The 15,093-nt window shown below is 46.3% G+C and carries 14 protein-coding genes and 2 tRNA genes; 15 read left to right on the top strand and 1 reads right to left on the bottom strand.

The features are described from left to right. The first annotated feature begins 50 nt into the window (after nucleotides 1-50). The 15 genes from folP to BLT32_RS02920 all read left to right on the top strand — a co-directional run bounded on the left by folP (nucleotide 51) and on the right by BLT32_RS02920 (nucleotide 14,697). The gene (gene folP / locus BLT32_RS02990; RefSeq protein WP_053952819.1) at nucleotides 51-866 is read left to right on the top strand and encodes a dihydropteroate synthase; all 816 of its coding nucleotides are present in this window, start codon (nucleotides 51-53) and stop codon (nucleotides 864-866) included. Beyond that, a complete protein-coding gene (gene glmM, locus BLT32_RS02985; protein ID WP_053952818.1) occupies nucleotides 863-2,203 on the top strand; it encodes a phosphoglucosamine mutase in 1,341 nt (446 codons plus the stop codon). The genes folP and glmM overlap by 4 nt, the downstream gene beginning before the upstream one ends. Before the next feature lie 86 nt (nucleotides 2,204-2,289). Continuing rightward, nucleotides 2,290-3,048 carry a triose-phosphate isomerase gene (tpiA, locus tag BLT32_RS02980; RefSeq protein WP_053952817.1) on the top strand — a complete coding sequence of 253 codons (759 nt, stop codon included), beginning with the start codon at nucleotides 2,290-2,292 and terminating at the stop codon, nucleotides 3,046-3,048. A gap of 7 nt (nucleotides 3,049-3,055) precedes the next feature. After that, nucleotides 3,056-3,397, top strand: coding sequence for a preprotein translocase subunit SecG (gene secG, locus BLT32_RS02975; protein WP_053952816.1), 342 nt, complete (start codon nucleotides 3,056-3,058; stop codon nucleotides 3,395-3,397). 7 nt (nucleotides 3,398-3,404) lie between these two features. Continuing rightward, a tRNA-Leu gene (locus tag BLT32_RS02970) sits at nucleotides 3,405-3,491 on the top strand. Nucleotides 3,492-3,567: 76 nt separating this feature from the next. Continuing rightward, nucleotides 3,568-3,644 (top strand) — tRNA-Met (locus BLT32_RS02965). Between the two features lie 171 nt (nucleotides 3,645-3,815). Beyond that, nucleotides 3,816-4,274: a ribosome maturation factor RimP gene (rimP, locus tag BLT32_RS02960; protein ID WP_053952815.1), complete on the top strand. Its 459-nt coding sequence runs from the start codon at nucleotides 3,816-3,818 to the stop codon at nucleotides 4,272-4,274. Nucleotides 4,275-4,297: 23 nt separating this feature from the next. After that, nucleotides 4,298-5,797 (top strand): transcription termination factor NusA, encoded by a 1,500-nt coding sequence (gene nusA / locus BLT32_RS02955; RefSeq protein WP_053952814.1) that lies wholly within the window; start codon nucleotides 4,298-4,300, stop codon nucleotides 5,795-5,797. Nucleotides 5,798-5,823: 26 nt separating this feature from the next. Beyond that, nucleotides 5,824-8,511, top strand: a complete 2,688-nt coding sequence (infB, locus tag BLT32_RS02950; protein WP_053952813.1) for a translation initiation factor IF-2 — start codon at nucleotides 5,824-5,826, stop codon at nucleotides 8,509-8,511. A gap of 8 nt (nucleotides 8,512-8,519) precedes the next feature. Beyond that, nucleotides 8,520-8,903 (top strand): 30S ribosome-binding factor RbfA, encoded by a 384-nt coding sequence (gene rbfA, locus BLT32_RS02945; RefSeq protein WP_053952812.1) that lies wholly within the window; start codon nucleotides 8,520-8,522, stop codon nucleotides 8,901-8,903. A 3-nt stretch (nucleotides 8,904-8,906) separates the two neighbouring features. Continuing rightward, entirely contained in the window at nucleotides 8,907-9,869 is a 963-nt protein-coding gene (gene truB / locus BLT32_RS02940; RefSeq protein ID WP_053952811.1) for a tRNA pseudouridine(55) synthase TruB, read from the top strand. A gap of 95 nt (nucleotides 9,870-9,964) precedes the next feature. After that, on the top strand, nucleotides 9,965-10,234 hold the full coding sequence (gene rpsO, locus BLT32_RS02935) for a 30S ribosomal protein S15 (protein WP_053952810.1): 270 nt from the start codon (nucleotides 9,965-9,967) through the stop codon (nucleotides 10,232-10,234). A 192-nt stretch (nucleotides 10,235-10,426) separates the two neighbouring features. Beyond that, a complete protein-coding gene (pnp, locus tag BLT32_RS02930; RefSeq protein ID WP_053952809.1) occupies nucleotides 10,427-12,577 on the top strand; it encodes a polyribonucleotide nucleotidyltransferase in 2,151 nt (716 codons plus the stop codon). Between the two features lie 105 nt (nucleotides 12,578-12,682). Continuing rightward, a complete protein-coding gene (gene nlpI / locus BLT32_RS02925; protein ID WP_053952808.1) occupies nucleotides 12,683-13,570 on the top strand; it encodes a lipoprotein NlpI in 888 nt (295 codons plus the stop codon). Further along, complete coding sequence (locus tag BLT32_RS02920) at nucleotides 13,567-14,697, top strand: SEL1-like repeat protein (protein ID WP_053952807.1); 1,131 nt, start codon at nucleotides 13,567-13,569, stop codon at nucleotides 14,695-14,697. The genes nlpI and BLT32_RS02920 overlap by 4 nt, the downstream gene beginning before the upstream one ends. Here BLT32_RS02920 and BLT32_RS02915 read toward each other — a convergent pair. Beyond that, a complete protein-coding gene (locus BLT32_RS02915; protein ID WP_053952806.1) occupies nucleotides 14,676-15,068 on the bottom strand; it encodes an MAPEG family protein in 393 nt (130 codons plus the stop codon). The genes BLT32_RS02920 and BLT32_RS02915 overlap by 22 nt on opposite strands. Nucleotides 15,069-15,093: the final 25 nt, after the last annotated feature.

Raw genomic sequence — 15,093 nt, 5'->3', positions numbered from 1 at the left:
GCCACCGCAAGGTGGCTTTTTAGTAATGGGGAAGCAAATTGGGAGCTGCTATGCCTAAGAATCCGAAACCTCTGCAAGTGATGGGTATTCTTAATGTAACACCTGATTCATTTTCTGATGGTGGTCGTTATAACCAGCTAGACGAAGCGATAATTAGAGCCAGTCAGTTAATAGAGCATGGTGCTGATATTTTGGATATTGGCGGAGAGTCGACCCGGCCGGGTTCGGACGCAGTCAGTGAAGCTGAGGAGCTCGATCGAGTTATCCCCGTTATAGAAGCAATAAAGCAACGTTTTGACATACCGGTTTCCATTGACACGACGAAAGCGAAAGTCATGACTGAAAGTGTCAATGCCGGCGCTAGTTTAATTAACGATGTGAATGCACTGAGAGAGGAGGGCGCTGTTGAGGCCGCTGCTAAGGCTGGCGTTGAAGTTTGCCTTATGCATATGCAGGGACAGCCTCGTACTATGCAAGAGCATCCACACTATGACGATATTGTCTGCGACGTTAAACGCTTTTTTCAAGAGAGAATCGATGTTTGTACGGATGCAGGCATAGCGCGTGATAAGATTTGGCTCGACCCTGGCTTTGGTTTTGGCAAAACACCTCGGCACAATTATCAACTATTACAACGACTGCAGGCATTTCATGAGTTGCAGCTGCCATTGCTCATCGGTTTGTCACGGAAAAGTATGATTGGTCATGTGACTGGACGAGACGTAAGTGAACGATTAGCCGGAAGTTTAGCCGGTGCAACCATTGCAGCAATGAAAGGAGCACGTATAATTCGCGTTCACGATGTAAAGGAAACGGTTGATGCGATGAAAGTCGTCGCGGCAACATTAGAAGGAGAGCACATTTGAGCGAGCGTAAGTATTTCGGCACTGACGGTGTCCGTGGCAGAGTTGGAGACTACCCCATAACCCCTGATTTTGCCGTGAAGCTGGGCTGGGCCGCTGGTCGAGCCTTAGCCGCGAAAGGCGCAAGTCGGGTATTGGTAGGTAAAGATACTCGCGTGTCAGGCTATATGCTGGAATCAGCGCTTGAAGCGGGCTTGGCTGCTGCAGGTGTTGGCGTTGATTTTTTAGGGCCTATGCCAACCCCCGGAATTGCTTATTTAACAAGAACGTTCCGAGCTGCTGCAGGTATTGTGATTAGTGCTTCACATAACCCTTATTATGACAACGGTATCAAGTTCTTTGCCGACAATGGTCACAAACTGCCTGATGCTACTGAGCTTGAAATAGAACGTCTTATTGATGAGCCGATGGACTGTGTTATTTCGGAAGAGCTTGGTCGTGCTCGTAGAATTAATGATGCAGCAGGTCGTTACATTGAGTTTTGTAAAAGCGTGTTCCCTAATGAGATGACCCTCGAAGGTCTGCATATTGTTGTTGACTGTGCCAACGGCGCAACCTATCACATTGCCCCTAATGTATTTCGGGAGTTAGGCGCAAAAGTGACTGAAATTGGTACAGACCCGAACGGTTTAAATATTAATCATGAGTGTGGTGCGACACACCTCGATTCGCTGCAAAAAGCGGTGATTAAAGAGAAAGCCGACTTAGGCATTGCTTTAGACGGTGATGGCGATCGCATTATGATGGTCACCGAAAATGGCCGTGCGATTGACGGTGATGAAATTCTTTACATGTTAGCAGTGACAGCGCAGCAGCAAGGGCAACTGCAAGGTGGTATTGTCGGCACCTTAATGACTAATTTCGCTCTTGAACGCGAACTGAACAAGCGCAATATACCTTTTGTGAGAGCAAAAGTGGGCGACCGTTACGTTATTGAAGAACTCGTTAAGCGTGACTGGTATTTAGGCGGTGAGAACTCTGGGCATTTGATCAACCGTCAACACCACACAACAGGCGACGGTATTATCGCTGGTCTGCAAGTGTTAGCGGCTATGTATCAGGAAGGAAAGTCATTAGAGCAGCTTAGTTGCGACTTTAAGAAAATGCCTCAGGTACTGGTCAATGTTCGTTTTGAGAAGGGTCAACAGCCACTTGAGTCGTCGGCAGTGAAAAGTGTCGTTAAAGAAGTTGAGTCGGCTCTCGGTGATAAAGGCCGAGTGCTGTTGCGTAAGTCAGGTACTGAACCGCTTATCCGAGTCATGGTAGAAGGTGAGGATGAGGGGAATGTGCGGGCTTATGCTCAACAAATCGCCAACGAAGTTGAAGCGGCTACAAATTAAACACTTAGCGGCTTTGCTGAAAATGTTGCTTGTATCTTTGAGCGGGTTTCGCTACTATTCCCGCGCTCTGAAGTAGAGGACAAATTATGCCAAATGCATCATTAGTGATTGCAAACTGGAAAATGAACGGAAATAAAGCGTTAGCCAAAGAAATGGTAACGTCTTTAAGAGATAACCATGAGCAGTTTCAGGCTGTTAATGTTGTCGTTTGTCCTCCTTTTACTCTCATCTCTGACTTAACGCGTGAATGTTATTACGACGATATTGCTGTCGGTGCGCAAACTGTATCAGAGCATGAAAGCGGCGCTTACACTGGAGAAGTATCAACGTCTCAGTTGAAAGAAGCAGGCGTTAGCTATGTGTTAGTTGGTCACTCAGAACGACGTCAGTTGTTTGCTGAGAGCGATGAGCAAATTAACCAGAAAGTAAAAGCGACATTGAGCGCAAATTTAAAAGCGGTTCTTTGTGTTGGTGAAAACAAATCACAAAGAGACGCTGGCGAAACCTGGGATGTGGTATCGCAGCAAGTGAAAAACGCATTGCAGGGTATCGCACCTGAAAGTACAGGAAAGATTATCGTTGCTTATGAACCTGTTTGGGCAATAGGAACAGGTGAAACAGCAACACCGGAACAGGCTCAGGAAGTGCATGAAAAATTAAGGGCACTGGTTGTCGAGCTGTTCGGTGAAATTGGCAATAAATTGCCATTGTTATATGGCGGTTCAGTTAAGCCAGGTAACGCAAAAGAACTGTTTTCACAAAAAGACATTGATGGTGGCCTGATAGGTGGTGCAAGTTTAAAAACTGACGACTTCCTAAGCATCTGCCAGGCAGCACAAGGGTAATTTAATTATGTATGAATTTTTAATGATCGCATTTTTGGTCGTCGCCATTATCCTGGTTGGATCTATCATGATTCAACAAGGTAAAGGCGCAGACATGGGCGCATCGTTTGGTGCGGGTGCATCAAACACGGTATTTGGTTCGTCAGGCTCAGGTAACTTTTTGAGCAGAACCACTGCTGTTTTGGCAGTTGTGTTCTTTGTTTTGAGCTTGGCTTTAGGTAACTTGTCGACTTCAACGGGTGAAGCAACGGATGATTTTTCTGACTTAGCCGTTCCAGAACAAGAAGAACAGTTACCGCCAGCGGAAAGTAAAGAAGACGAATCTTCAGACGTACCGCCTGTTAACTAAAGAATTTGCAGAAGTGGTGGAATTGGTAGACACGCTACCTTGAGGGGGTAGTGCTCTTACGGGCGTGCGGGTTCAAGTCCCGCCTTCTGCACCAATTAATTTCTCTCTGATTGTTGCTTCAGAGCTTGAAAATAAAAGAAAAAAACGTATAATGTGCAACAAGTTTCGGACGCGGGGTGGAGCAGTCTGGTAGCTCGTCGGGCTCATAACCCGAAGGTCGTAGGTTCAAATCCTGCCCCCGCAACCAAATTCAATGAAGCAGGACATAGTAATAGGCTTCGTTGAATAACTGACAAAGGGTCCAGTGTTTAAAAAGCCCCGCAGCAGCTCGGGGCTTTTTGCTATGTGACCTTAGCTATCTTAAGATAGCCAGAACACTGGGCGCTTGCGCCCTTTTTTTGTTTTTAGGAGGCAGTAATTGGCAAATTTGCAAGAACGGTTGACGGACATTATTCGACCCGCAGTAGAGGCTCTGGAGTATGAGCTATGGGGTGTTGAGTTTGTTCGAGCGGGTAAATTTTCAACGTTGCGCGTCTACATTGATCACCCTGAAGGTATCAGTGTGGATGACTGTGCAGATGTGAGCTATCAGGTCAGTTCGTTATTAGATGTCGAAGACCCGATAAACGCTGAATATAACCTGGAAGTTTCTTCCCCGGGCATGGAAAGACCGTTTTTTAATACCGAGCAAATGGTGCCTTATATCAATGAAACTGTCGCTGTGAACCTAGTTGCAGCCCAGAAAAACAAAAGAAAATTTCAGGCATTATTGGAAGCAGTTGAAGACGACACACTGACTTTAACTGTCGATGACGATACGCTTCAGGTGAAAATGCGCGATATTAAAAGCATTCATCTGGTTCCAAGATTTGATTAGATTGCGTTGGCGAGGCAGCACTCATGAGTAAAGAAATACTGTTAGTCGCAGAAGCGGTTTCAAATGAAAAAGCCGTACCAAGAGAAAAGATTTTTGAAGCGTTAGAGTCAGCTCTGGCGCATGCGACTAAAAAGAAGTACGAAGGTGATATTGACGTTCGCATCGATATCGATCGTCAGACAGGCGAATTTGATACTTACCGTCGCTGGTTAGTGGTTGACGATACCGACGAAGGTTTGGAGCATCCGTACCGTGAAATTAGCTTGTCAGCAGCGCAATATGAAGACCCGTCGTTGCAATTAGGCGATTACGTTGAAGAGCAAATTGATTCAATTCAGTTTGACCGTATAACGACGCAAACGGCGAAACAAGTTATTGTACAAAAGGTTCGTGAAGCAGAACGAGCTCAAGTTGTTGACGAATACCGTGACCAGGTGGGTGAAATGGTGAGCGGTATCGTAAAGCGTGCTAACCGTGAGCATGTCATTCTGGATTTGGGTAACAACGCAGAAGCAATTATTTATCGTGATGAAATGCTGCCACGCGAGTCAGTTCGTCCTGGCGACCGTATTCGTGGTTTGCTTTATGACGTGAAGCCTGAAGCTCGTGGCGCTCAACTCTTTGTTAGCAGAACACACCCTGAGTTCTTGCTTGAGTTGTTCCGTATTGAAGTGCCTGAAATTGGCGAAGAAATGATAGAGCTTCGTGGCGCTGCACGCGACCCGGGTTCACGTGCTAAAATAGCTGTTAAAAGTAATGATAAGCGTATAGACCCTGTCGGGGCTTGTGTCGGCATGCGAGGAGCGCGCGTTCAAGCCGTATCAGGTGAGCTTGGTGGCGAACGAGTTGATATCGTTCTTTGGGACGACAACCCTGCACAGTTTGTTATCAACGCAATGGCGCCGGCAGAAGTTGCCTCTATTGTTGTTGATGAAGATGCTCACACTATGGATATCGCTGTGGCAGATGACAATCTGGCACAAGCTATCGGTAAAGGCGGTCAAAACGTTCGTTTGGCGAGTCAACTTACTGGCTGGACACTGAACGTAATGACAGAAGAAGAGTTTACTGAGAAAAACGAAGCGGAAACACAACGCTTGTTAAACTTGTTTATCTCAAGCCTTGATATCGATGAAGATTTCGCAACAGTACTGGTTGAAGAAGGCTTTTCATCATTAGAAGAAGTTGCTTACGTGCCGGTTGCAGAATTCCTTGAAATAGAAGGCATGGATGAAGATATTGTTGAAGAGCTTCGCGGCCGTGCTCGCGCATACTTAACAACGAAAGCATTGGCTAATGAAGAGTCTTTAGAGTCGGCGGAGCCTGATGAAACCTTGTTAAACTTAGAAGGAATGGATCGTCACCTTGCCTATGTATTGGCGAGCAAAGGCGTAACCACTCTGGAAGAGTTAGCAGAGCAGGGTATTGATGACTTAGCCGATATTGAAGAACTTGATGAACAGCAGGCTGGCGATTTAATTATGAAAGCCCGCAATATTTGCTGGTTCAGCGAAGAACAGTAAAACGATCAGCGGAGGTACAACAGACTATGGAAGAAGTAACGCTCGAAAAGCTGGCCAAAGATGTCGGTACAACAGTTGATCGTCTGGTTCAGCAGTTCGCTGAAGCGGGCATGAACAAGAAAGCTGGCGACTCAGTTAATGAAGAAGAAAAGCAGAAGTTGCTGGCTCACCTAAACCGTCAACATGGCGGTGGCGGCAGCTCTGAACCCAGCAAAATGACATTAAAACGTAAAACGAAAAGCACATTGAGTGTGGGTGGCGGACGAGACTCGAAATCCGTTCAAGTTGAAGTTCGTAAAAAACGCACTTACGTTAAACGCTCAGCAGCAGACGAAGCCGAGCGTGAAGAACAAGAGCGCTTAGCAAAAGAGAAAGAAGCTGAAGAAGCGAAGCGTCGCGAAGAAGAGCAGAAGCGCGAAGAAGAGCAGCGTAAGGAAGCGGAAGCGAAGGCGAAAGCTGAACGCGAGAAAGCTGAAAAAGAAAAGGCTGAAAAGGAAAAAGCTCGTAAAGAGAAAGAAAAAGCACGCCAGAAGGCAGAAGCTGAAAAACGTGCAGCAATGACCCCTGAAGAGCGTGAAGCTGCTGACAAAGCGAAAGAAGAAGCTGAAAAGCTAAGACGTCAGCAGGAAGAAGAAGCCCGTAAAAAAGCGGAAAAAGAAGCAGAAGCGCAAGCGGAAGAAGCTCGTAAACTAGCAGAAGAAAACGCAAAACGCTGGGAAGAAGAAGAGCAGAAACGTAAGCAGCAAGAGCAGGAAGATGTGCACTTTACTACGTCTTCTACAGCTCAGGAAGCTGAAGACGCTCAGGACTTCGACGAAGAACGCAAAAGTCGCCGTCGTAATAAAAAACGTCGTCGTAAAGATGAAGAAAATGAAGATGCACCGCGCCGCGAGAAGCGTCGTAAAGGTGCTCGTAGAGGAGCTTCTTTGCAACAAGGCTTTAATAAACCCGCTCAACCTGTTGAGCGTGAAGTAAAAATTGGTGAGACCATTACAGTAGGTGAGCTTGCAAACCGTATGGCGGTAAAAGCAGGTGACCTCATTAAGACCATGATGAAAATGGGCGAAATGGTCACTATTAACCAGATTCTGGACCAGGATACAGCCGCTCTGGTTGTTGAAGAGCTTGGTCATAAACCAGCGTTGGTTAAAGACAATGCGCTCGAAGAAGAAGTACTGTCTGATCGCCACGAAGGTGGTGAAGAAGCACCGCGCGCACCGGTTGTTACGGTGATGGGTCACGTTGACCACGGTAAAACCTCTTTACTTGACCATATTCGTAAAGCGAAAGTGGCGTCTGGTGAGGCTGGTGGTATTACGCAGCATATTGGTGCTTACCATGTAGAGACTGATCAAGGCATGGTGACTTTCCTGGATACACCGGGGCACGCAGCCTTTACATCGATGCGTGCACGTGGTGCCGGCGCAACTGACGTGGTTATTCTCGTTGTCGCAGCCGATGATGGTGTCATGCCGCAAACGAAAGAAGCTGTACAGCACGCGAAAGCAGCGGGTGTACCACTTATCGTTGCTATCAACAAAATGGATAAAGAAGAAGCTGATCCAGACCGTGTTAAGAACGAGTTGTCACAGTTGGACGTTATCCCTGAAGATTGGGGTGGCGATACTATGTTTATCCCTGTATCTGCTCACAGCGGCTTGGGTATTGATGAGCTTCTGGAGGGTATCTTACTTCAGTCTGAAGTACTTGACCTTAAAGCGGAAAAAACAGGCATGGCGTCAGGTATCGTGGTTGAATCGCGTCTTGATCGAGGTCGTGGTCCTGTAGCGACAATTCTTGTACAGCGTGGTTTGCTGAAGCAAGGTGACGTTGTTCTTTGTGGCTTGGAATACGGCAAAATTCGCGCGATGCGTGACGAAAATGGCCAGGAAATTAAAGAAGCAGGCCCGTCAATTCCAGTGGAAATACTGGGGCTGTCTGGTGTGCCTCAAGCCGGTGATGAAGCAACCGTTGTAAAAGACGAACGCAAAGCGCGCGAAGTAGCGAATTACCGCCAAGGCAAATACCGTGAAGTGAAGCTGGCTAAGCAGCAAAAAGCTAAGCTGGAAAACATGTTTGCGAACATGGAAGAAGGCGATGTTTCAGAGCTGAATATTGTTCTCAAGTCAGACGTTCAAGGTTCACTGGAGGCAATTTCTGATGCATTGACCAAACTGTCTACCGATGAAGTGAAAGTGAATATTATCGGCAGCGGTGTTGGTGGTATCACCGAAACAGATATTTCTCTGGCGAGTGCCTCAAACGCTATCGTTGTTGGCTTTAACGTCCGTGCGGAAGCCGCGGCTAGAAAACTGGTAGAGCAGGAAAATGTTGACCTTCGTTATTACAGCGTCATTTATGACCTTATCGACGAAGTTAGAGCCGCCATGAGCGGTATGCTGCAACCAGAGTTCAAACAAGAGATTATTGGTCTTGCAGAAGTTCGTGATGTCTTTAAGTCGCCGAAGCTTGGTGCTATCGCCGGCTGTATGGTTACCGAAGGTATCGTGAAGCGCTCCGCACCAATTCGTGTCTTGCGTGACAACGTCGTTATTTACGAAGGTGAGCTTGAATCGTTGCGTCGCTTCAAAGACGACGTTCAGGAAGTTCGTAACGGTATGGAATGTGGTATCGGTGTTAAGAACTACAATGACGTTAAAGAAGGCGACCAAATCGAAGTCTTCGAGACGGTTCAAATTGAACGTAAGTTGTAAGGAAAGGTATGCCACAAGACTTTAGCCGCACCGAAAGAGTGCGGCATCAGTTACAACGTGAAATTGCACTTATCATACAGCGTGAGGTGAAAGATCCTCGCGTTAGTATGGTGACGGTTTCCGATGTAGAAGTATCAAGAGATTTAGCGTACGCCAAAGTATTCGTTACCTTTTTTAATGATGACGAAGCAGAAACCAAAACAGCGCTTAAAATTTTAAACCAGGCTGCTGGTTTTATTCGCTCGCTTTTGGGTAAGCGCATTAAAGCTCGTATTGTGCCGGAATTGAAGTTCCATCACGACACCTCATTAAACGAAGGCATTCGAATGAGTAAGTTAGTGGCGGAAGCTCGCGCACGCGACAATAAAAATCAGAACGATTCAGAGGACTAAGCAATGGGCAAAGCTCGTCCCCGCAAAGGGCGTCCTGTCTGTGGCGTAGTGTTTCTGGATAAACCGAAGGGCATGAGTTCAAACCATGCCCTTCAACGTGTTAAACGCCTCTACAATGCTCAAAAAGCGGGTCATACCGGCGCTCTTGACCCTTTAGCAACAGGCCTTTTGCCTGTCTGCTTAGGGGAAGCCACTAAATTTTCTCAATACCTTCTGGATGCGGATAAAAGCTACAGGGTTGAAGCGACACTTGGTGTGCGTACAACAACGAGTGACGCTGAAGGTGAGGAAGTCGAACGAAAAGCGGTGAACATCACTGAAGATGACATTCGTGAAAAGCTTCCTGAGTTTACCGGGAAACAGCAACAAACTCCGTCAATATACTCAGCCCTGAAGCATGAAGGTCGCCCCCTTTATTACTACGCACGTCGCGGTATTGAAGTGCCACAGAAGATACGTGAGATAAACATTCACTCTATAGAGTTTATCCAATTCAACGGAAATGTACTGGAGTTACAGGTCAGCTGCAGTAAAGGCACTTATATACGCACATTAATCGATGACTTGGGTCAGGCATTAGGATGCGGAGCACATGTTTCATTACTTCATAGAAATGGTGTGGCGGACTTAAACGCGGACAATATGTTGACTATAGAACAGCTGGAGCAATTAGCTGAAGCCGGAGAGCTGGACGCGCAGCTTCATTCTGTTGATTGTCTGCTACATGCGTTACCAGAGCAGAAAATAAGTCGCGCTGAAGCACGAGACTTACTTCATGGGCAGCCGGTAAATAATTGCTTAGACCGAGAGGTTGCTGTTGGCGATCAATGCCGTATGTGGAGTGAACGTATTGACGGCGGAAAAGAATTTATTGGTGTCGGTGCTTTAAGAGATGATAACCGCTTTTGGCCAAAGCGCGTGTTAGCGCTTGAGTTCTGCGAGTTCTCGCTTGATGATCTGAAATAATCATTGATTTTGGGCGCTGTCTCTATATAATACGCGCTTCTCCCGCCCCTGAATTAGTGATCGGGGGCGGATATTTCACATAATTAGGAGTTATTATGTCACTAACTGTTGAACAGAAAGCTGAAATTGTAAAAGAGTTTGGTCAAGGCGAGAACGACACAGGTTCTCCAGAAGTACAAATCGCATTGTTGACAAAAAACCTGGCAGAGCTTCAAGACCACTTTAAATCGCACAAAAAAGACCACCACTCACGTCGTGGCTTGTTACGCATGGTTAGCCGTCGCCGTAAATTGCTTGACTACCTTAAGCGTAAAGACGAAAAGCGTTATTTATCAGTTGTTGAGCGTTTAGGAATCCGTCGCTAAGACGCTGAGCAAAGCAAAAATTTCTGTAAGAAAGGGCTGAATTGAAAAATTCAGCCCTTTTTTTGTGTTCTTTTTAGTCTTATGGGTCTTAATTTTGTCACAATTCCCTTATACTATGCGGCGAGACAAATAAAGAGAGAAGACGAACATCAATCCGGATGTTCTATATTTATTAGGTAAAGGAAAGACAACGTGAATCCAATTACGAAACAATTTCAGTACGGTCAGCATACAGTCACTTTAGAAACTGGCGTTATTGCACGTCAGGCCACTGGCTCCGTATTGGTCAGTATGGATGACACAACAGTTCTGGTAACTGTTGTTGCAAAAAAAGACGTCCGTGAAGGACAAAGCTTTTTCCCGCTGACAGTTAACTATCAAGAAAAAACTTACGCAGCAGGTAAAATTCCGGGTGGCTTCTTCAAACGCGAAGGTCGTCCAAGTGAAAACGAGACGCTGACATCGCGTCTTATCGACCGTCCAATCCGTCCTTTATTCCCTGAAGGCTTCATGAACGAAGTTCAGGTGGTTGCTACGGTTGTTTCAGTTAACCCACAAATTAACCCTGATATTGTTGCACTAATAGGCGCATCAGCTGCGCTGTCAATTTCAGGTGTACCATTCGCAGGCCCAATCGGCGCTGCGCGTGTTGGTGTGGTAAACGACGAATATGTATTGAACCCAACCATGGATGAGCTAGAGCAGTCTAAGCTGGATCTTGTGGTTGCAGGTACAGAAAACGCAGTATTAATGGTTGAGTCTGAAGCCGAGCTGCTTTCAGAAGACCAAATGCTGGGCGCTGTCATGTACGGCCATGAAGCCATGCAGGACGTTATCAAAGCCATTGAAGAATTTACTGCAGAAGCGGGTAAAGAAAAGTGGGACTGGAAAGCGCCTGAGAAAAACGAAACCTTACAGCAGAAAGTTCGTGAATTGGCTGAACAAGGTATTGGTGAAGCTTACCGCATTACTGACAAAGCCGAACGTAAAGGCAAGCTTGACGAAGTTAAACAGCAGATGGCTGAAAAGCTAACTGCAGAAGATGAAAATGCTGACTTAGAAGAAGCCGGCGACATCTTCCATGACCTTGAAAGTGACATTGTTCGTAGCCGTATCATTGCGGGCGAAAAACGTATCGATGGTCGTGACCCAGACATGGTTCGTGCTATTAGCGCAGCGACAGGCGTGTTACCGCGCACTCACGGCTCTTCATTGTTTACTCGTGGTGAGACTCAGGCCCTGGTTACTGCAACTTTAGGTACAGACCGCGACGCTCAGATGATCGACGAGCTTACCGGTACAAATACCAGCCGCTTCATGCTGCATTACAACTTCCCTCCATACTGTGTTGGCGAAACTGGCATGATGGGCTCACCTAAGCGTCGTGAGATTGGTCATGGCCGCCTAGCTAAACGTGGTATTCAGGCTGTTATGCCAAGCCACGATGAATTCCCTTACACCATTCGTGTGGTGTCAGAAATTACTGAATCTAATGGTTCAAGTTCAATGGCGTCAGTTTGTGGTTCGTCATTGGCACTTATGGATGCGGGTGTTCCTATTAAATCGTCTGTAGCGGGTATCGCTATGGGTCTGGTAAAAGAAGGCGACAAGCATGTCGTTCTTTCAGATATCCTGGGCGACGAAGATCACTTAGGCGATATGGACTTTAAAGTAGCGGGTAACAACGACGGCATTACTGCGCTGCAAATGGACATCAAAATCGACGGTATCACTCGCGATATCATGGAAAGTGCACTGGCACAGGCTAAGTCAGCTCGTTTACACATCCTGAAAGTGATGGATGAGGCTATTGGTGGTCACCGCCAAGAGCTATCTGCTTATGCACCACGCTTTACCACCATCAAAATTGATCAGGACAAGATCAAAGATGTCATCGGTAAAGGCGGTGCGGTTATCCGTGAACTCACTGAGTCGACTAATACCAACATCGAAATTGGTGACGACGGCACTATTAAAGTAGCTGCTAGTGACCAGGCTGATGCCGACGCCGCTATTGAGAAAATCAAGCAGCTGACGGCTAATGTTGAAGTTGGCAAGATTTACCAAGGTAAAGTAGCACGCATCGTAGACTTCGGTGCCTTTGTTACTGTGCTGCCGGGTAAAGATGGTCTTGTTCATATTTCTCAAATCGCTGAAGAGCGTGTAAATGACGTTAACGAATACTTGAAAGTCGGCGACGTAGTGCCGGTTAAAGTATTGGAAATTGACCGTCAGGGCCGTGTTCGTCTAAGCATGAAAGAAGCGGTTGAGAAAAAAGAAGAGGCTAACGACACAGCAAGTGACGAAAGCAAAGCTTCTGAAGAGAACTCAACAGAAGAATAATCTTCGATATACGAGAAAGCCCCGCAGTTTTAGCGGGGCTTTTTTTTGCCTGAAAGGCGCTGAATGTGCTGTAATGTAGGTTATCGTTAAATTAAAGGTACTATTATGCAGTTGGTTCGTTCCCATGCCATTCTTGGTTTTGCTATTGCTTCGATGTTTTTGTCTGGCTGTGCCTCGTTAACGGGACAACAACCTTCGGCAATAAGCCAAATAGTGCTTGCTGAGCCTGAGCGTGCAGAGTTCCGTTATGAAATTGAACTTGCACGGCTTGACCAAATTCTCACGGAAGACTTAAGCACTGAACAACGCGCTGAGCTTTATTACCGCCGAGGAGCGTTATATGACGCTGTAGGCCTTAGCACATTAGCGAGAATGGATTTCACTCGAGCCCTTGAATACAACCCACGGCTTGCTGACGCATACAATTTTCTTGGTATCCAATATACTCAATTGCAAGAGTTTGATTACGCTTATGAAGCTTTTGACTCAGCGATAGAGCTTGAGCCTAAGCACAACTACGCGTATTTGAATCGAGGTATCGCGGAATATTATGACTCGCGCTTTGAGCTTTCTAAAGAAGACCTGGAATATCACTTAGAGCGTGAGCCGTCTGATCCCTATCGAGTTATTTGGTTATATCTCACCAGTGTTGATATCAACAATGAACAAGCGAAAAAAGCACTCAGTGAAAACGTTCGTGAGCTGGACAAGTCGGAGTGGGGGTATCAGATAGTACAGCTGTTTCTTGGCAATCTGGACGTGGATGAGTTTAGAAAACGCATGACTCAGCAATTGGGTGAAGACGAACAGTTAACGGAACGGCTATGTGAAGCTTATTTCTACTTGGGTAAGTATATGCAGCTGAACAATAAGCCGCTGGATGCCATGAACTACTTTAAGCTGGCTCTTTCAACAAACGTATATGAATTTGTTGAGCACCGCTATGCGTCAGTAGAGCTAGACAGAGTTCGGCAGTCGCTTATTAATCGATGATAAACAAGTCGCTTATTGCTTTCATTGCTCTGTTATTTGGAAGCATTGGTCATCAGCACCTGACAAGCATTCAAGAGCGTTTTCTTCATGCTGAAAGTGGCGATATTCATGCTCAATTTGAGCTTGCTCATTCATACTGGCAGCAAGGTCAGAAAACGTCAGCCTATTATTGGTGGGAGAGAGCAGCTAATAGCGGCAGCGTTAAATCAATTAACCGCTTAATGACGCATTTCCCAAAGAATTCCGATAAATGGCTGACGCTGGCCGCAAATGCCGGAATCTCCTCAGCAATAGATGCAGTTGCCAAAAGGCAGCTTGTCAGTTCAAGCTTTTCTTTAGAGCGCTGGGTGGCACGTTGGCAACACGAGCAGACGGCTTGGCTTGAGAAACAATTCGACTCATTGAACTCCTTTGAAAATAACCCTCAGTGCAAAACGGCTCTGGCTGTTATTGGTCATAATCATTCGCAAAAGTCTGGCTATCTCAAAGTGTTGAGCGCATTGGAGGAGAGTGCTTTTGATGTGAATTGGTGTTCTCAATGGGTTGTCGACTCAGAGCTCGAGTGCACTTTACAAGGGGAAAGGGAACGCGCGAGTTGTAGCGCAACCGAATCGGCTGACTATGAAATTATTTTCGCTGAATCGGGTATTGCCAGTGCTTCTGACCGACAAATTGTTTTAACCGAACATAGCTCCAGAGCCGTTATTCTTCATGAAGTTGCTCACTGGTTAGGGTTGGCAGACGAGTATCCTATGTCGGAAGTTTTGGCGCAGAGCTTCTGTCAGGGGCTGTACCTGCATAAAAGCTTAAATATTGTTGTTACCGACGCCAGTAATAATAAGCTCTATGAAAGTGATATAAAGGCTCTTTACGAGCGTCTTCCATGGAAGAGTAGTTTGGATTCATGGCGAGATATAGCGCAGCATAATGGTCACTACTGGGTGCTAGGCTCAGACAAAAAACAACATGACATTGGGTTGTTTAAAGCAGATACCTGTAATGCAGAAAGGCAGTTTCAGGCGTGGAAGCCTGTGAAGGAAACTACAGCTATGGAGCAGCATGCAACCGAATACTGGCCTGAAATTTACCTGCAGCTAATAGAGTCTCAAAGCGAAACGGCTAATTGAGCCAAGATAATAACTGGACAAAATGTTGCCATAAACCACAGCAAAGAGCGCAGTTTGTCATAGTTCGCCAAGTAAGTAATGTGGTAGAGCACTCGTAACACGATAAACGCAATGGCAAGGAACTCAATGCGCTCAGTGACAGTGTTTGTTGCTATTGCTGCGAGCAACGCTACTGCGTATAAAGGGAATGCTTCATAAGCGTTATAGTGTCCTGCAACGGCGCGTGCTCCGCGACCAATGAGACGCTGCTGCTGGGCTCTTGGGTGTTTATTATCGTAACCGTTATCGCGGTTTTGGAAATAAACAACAGGGGCTTTGGCTAGAATTGGTAGCAGCCCGGCAATGAGTAAACACCATAAAAGTAAGCTCACAAAGCACTCCTGTTGTTTTTAGTCG

Source organism: Idiomarina zobellii (assembly GCF_900100855.1).
Taxonomy (GTDB): Bacteria; Pseudomonadota; Gammaproteobacteria; order Enterobacterales; family Alteromonadaceae; genus Idiomarina; species Idiomarina zobellii.
Note: the sequence above shows the minus strand (reverse complement) of the source record. Positions and strands in the feature narration are given on the sequence as shown.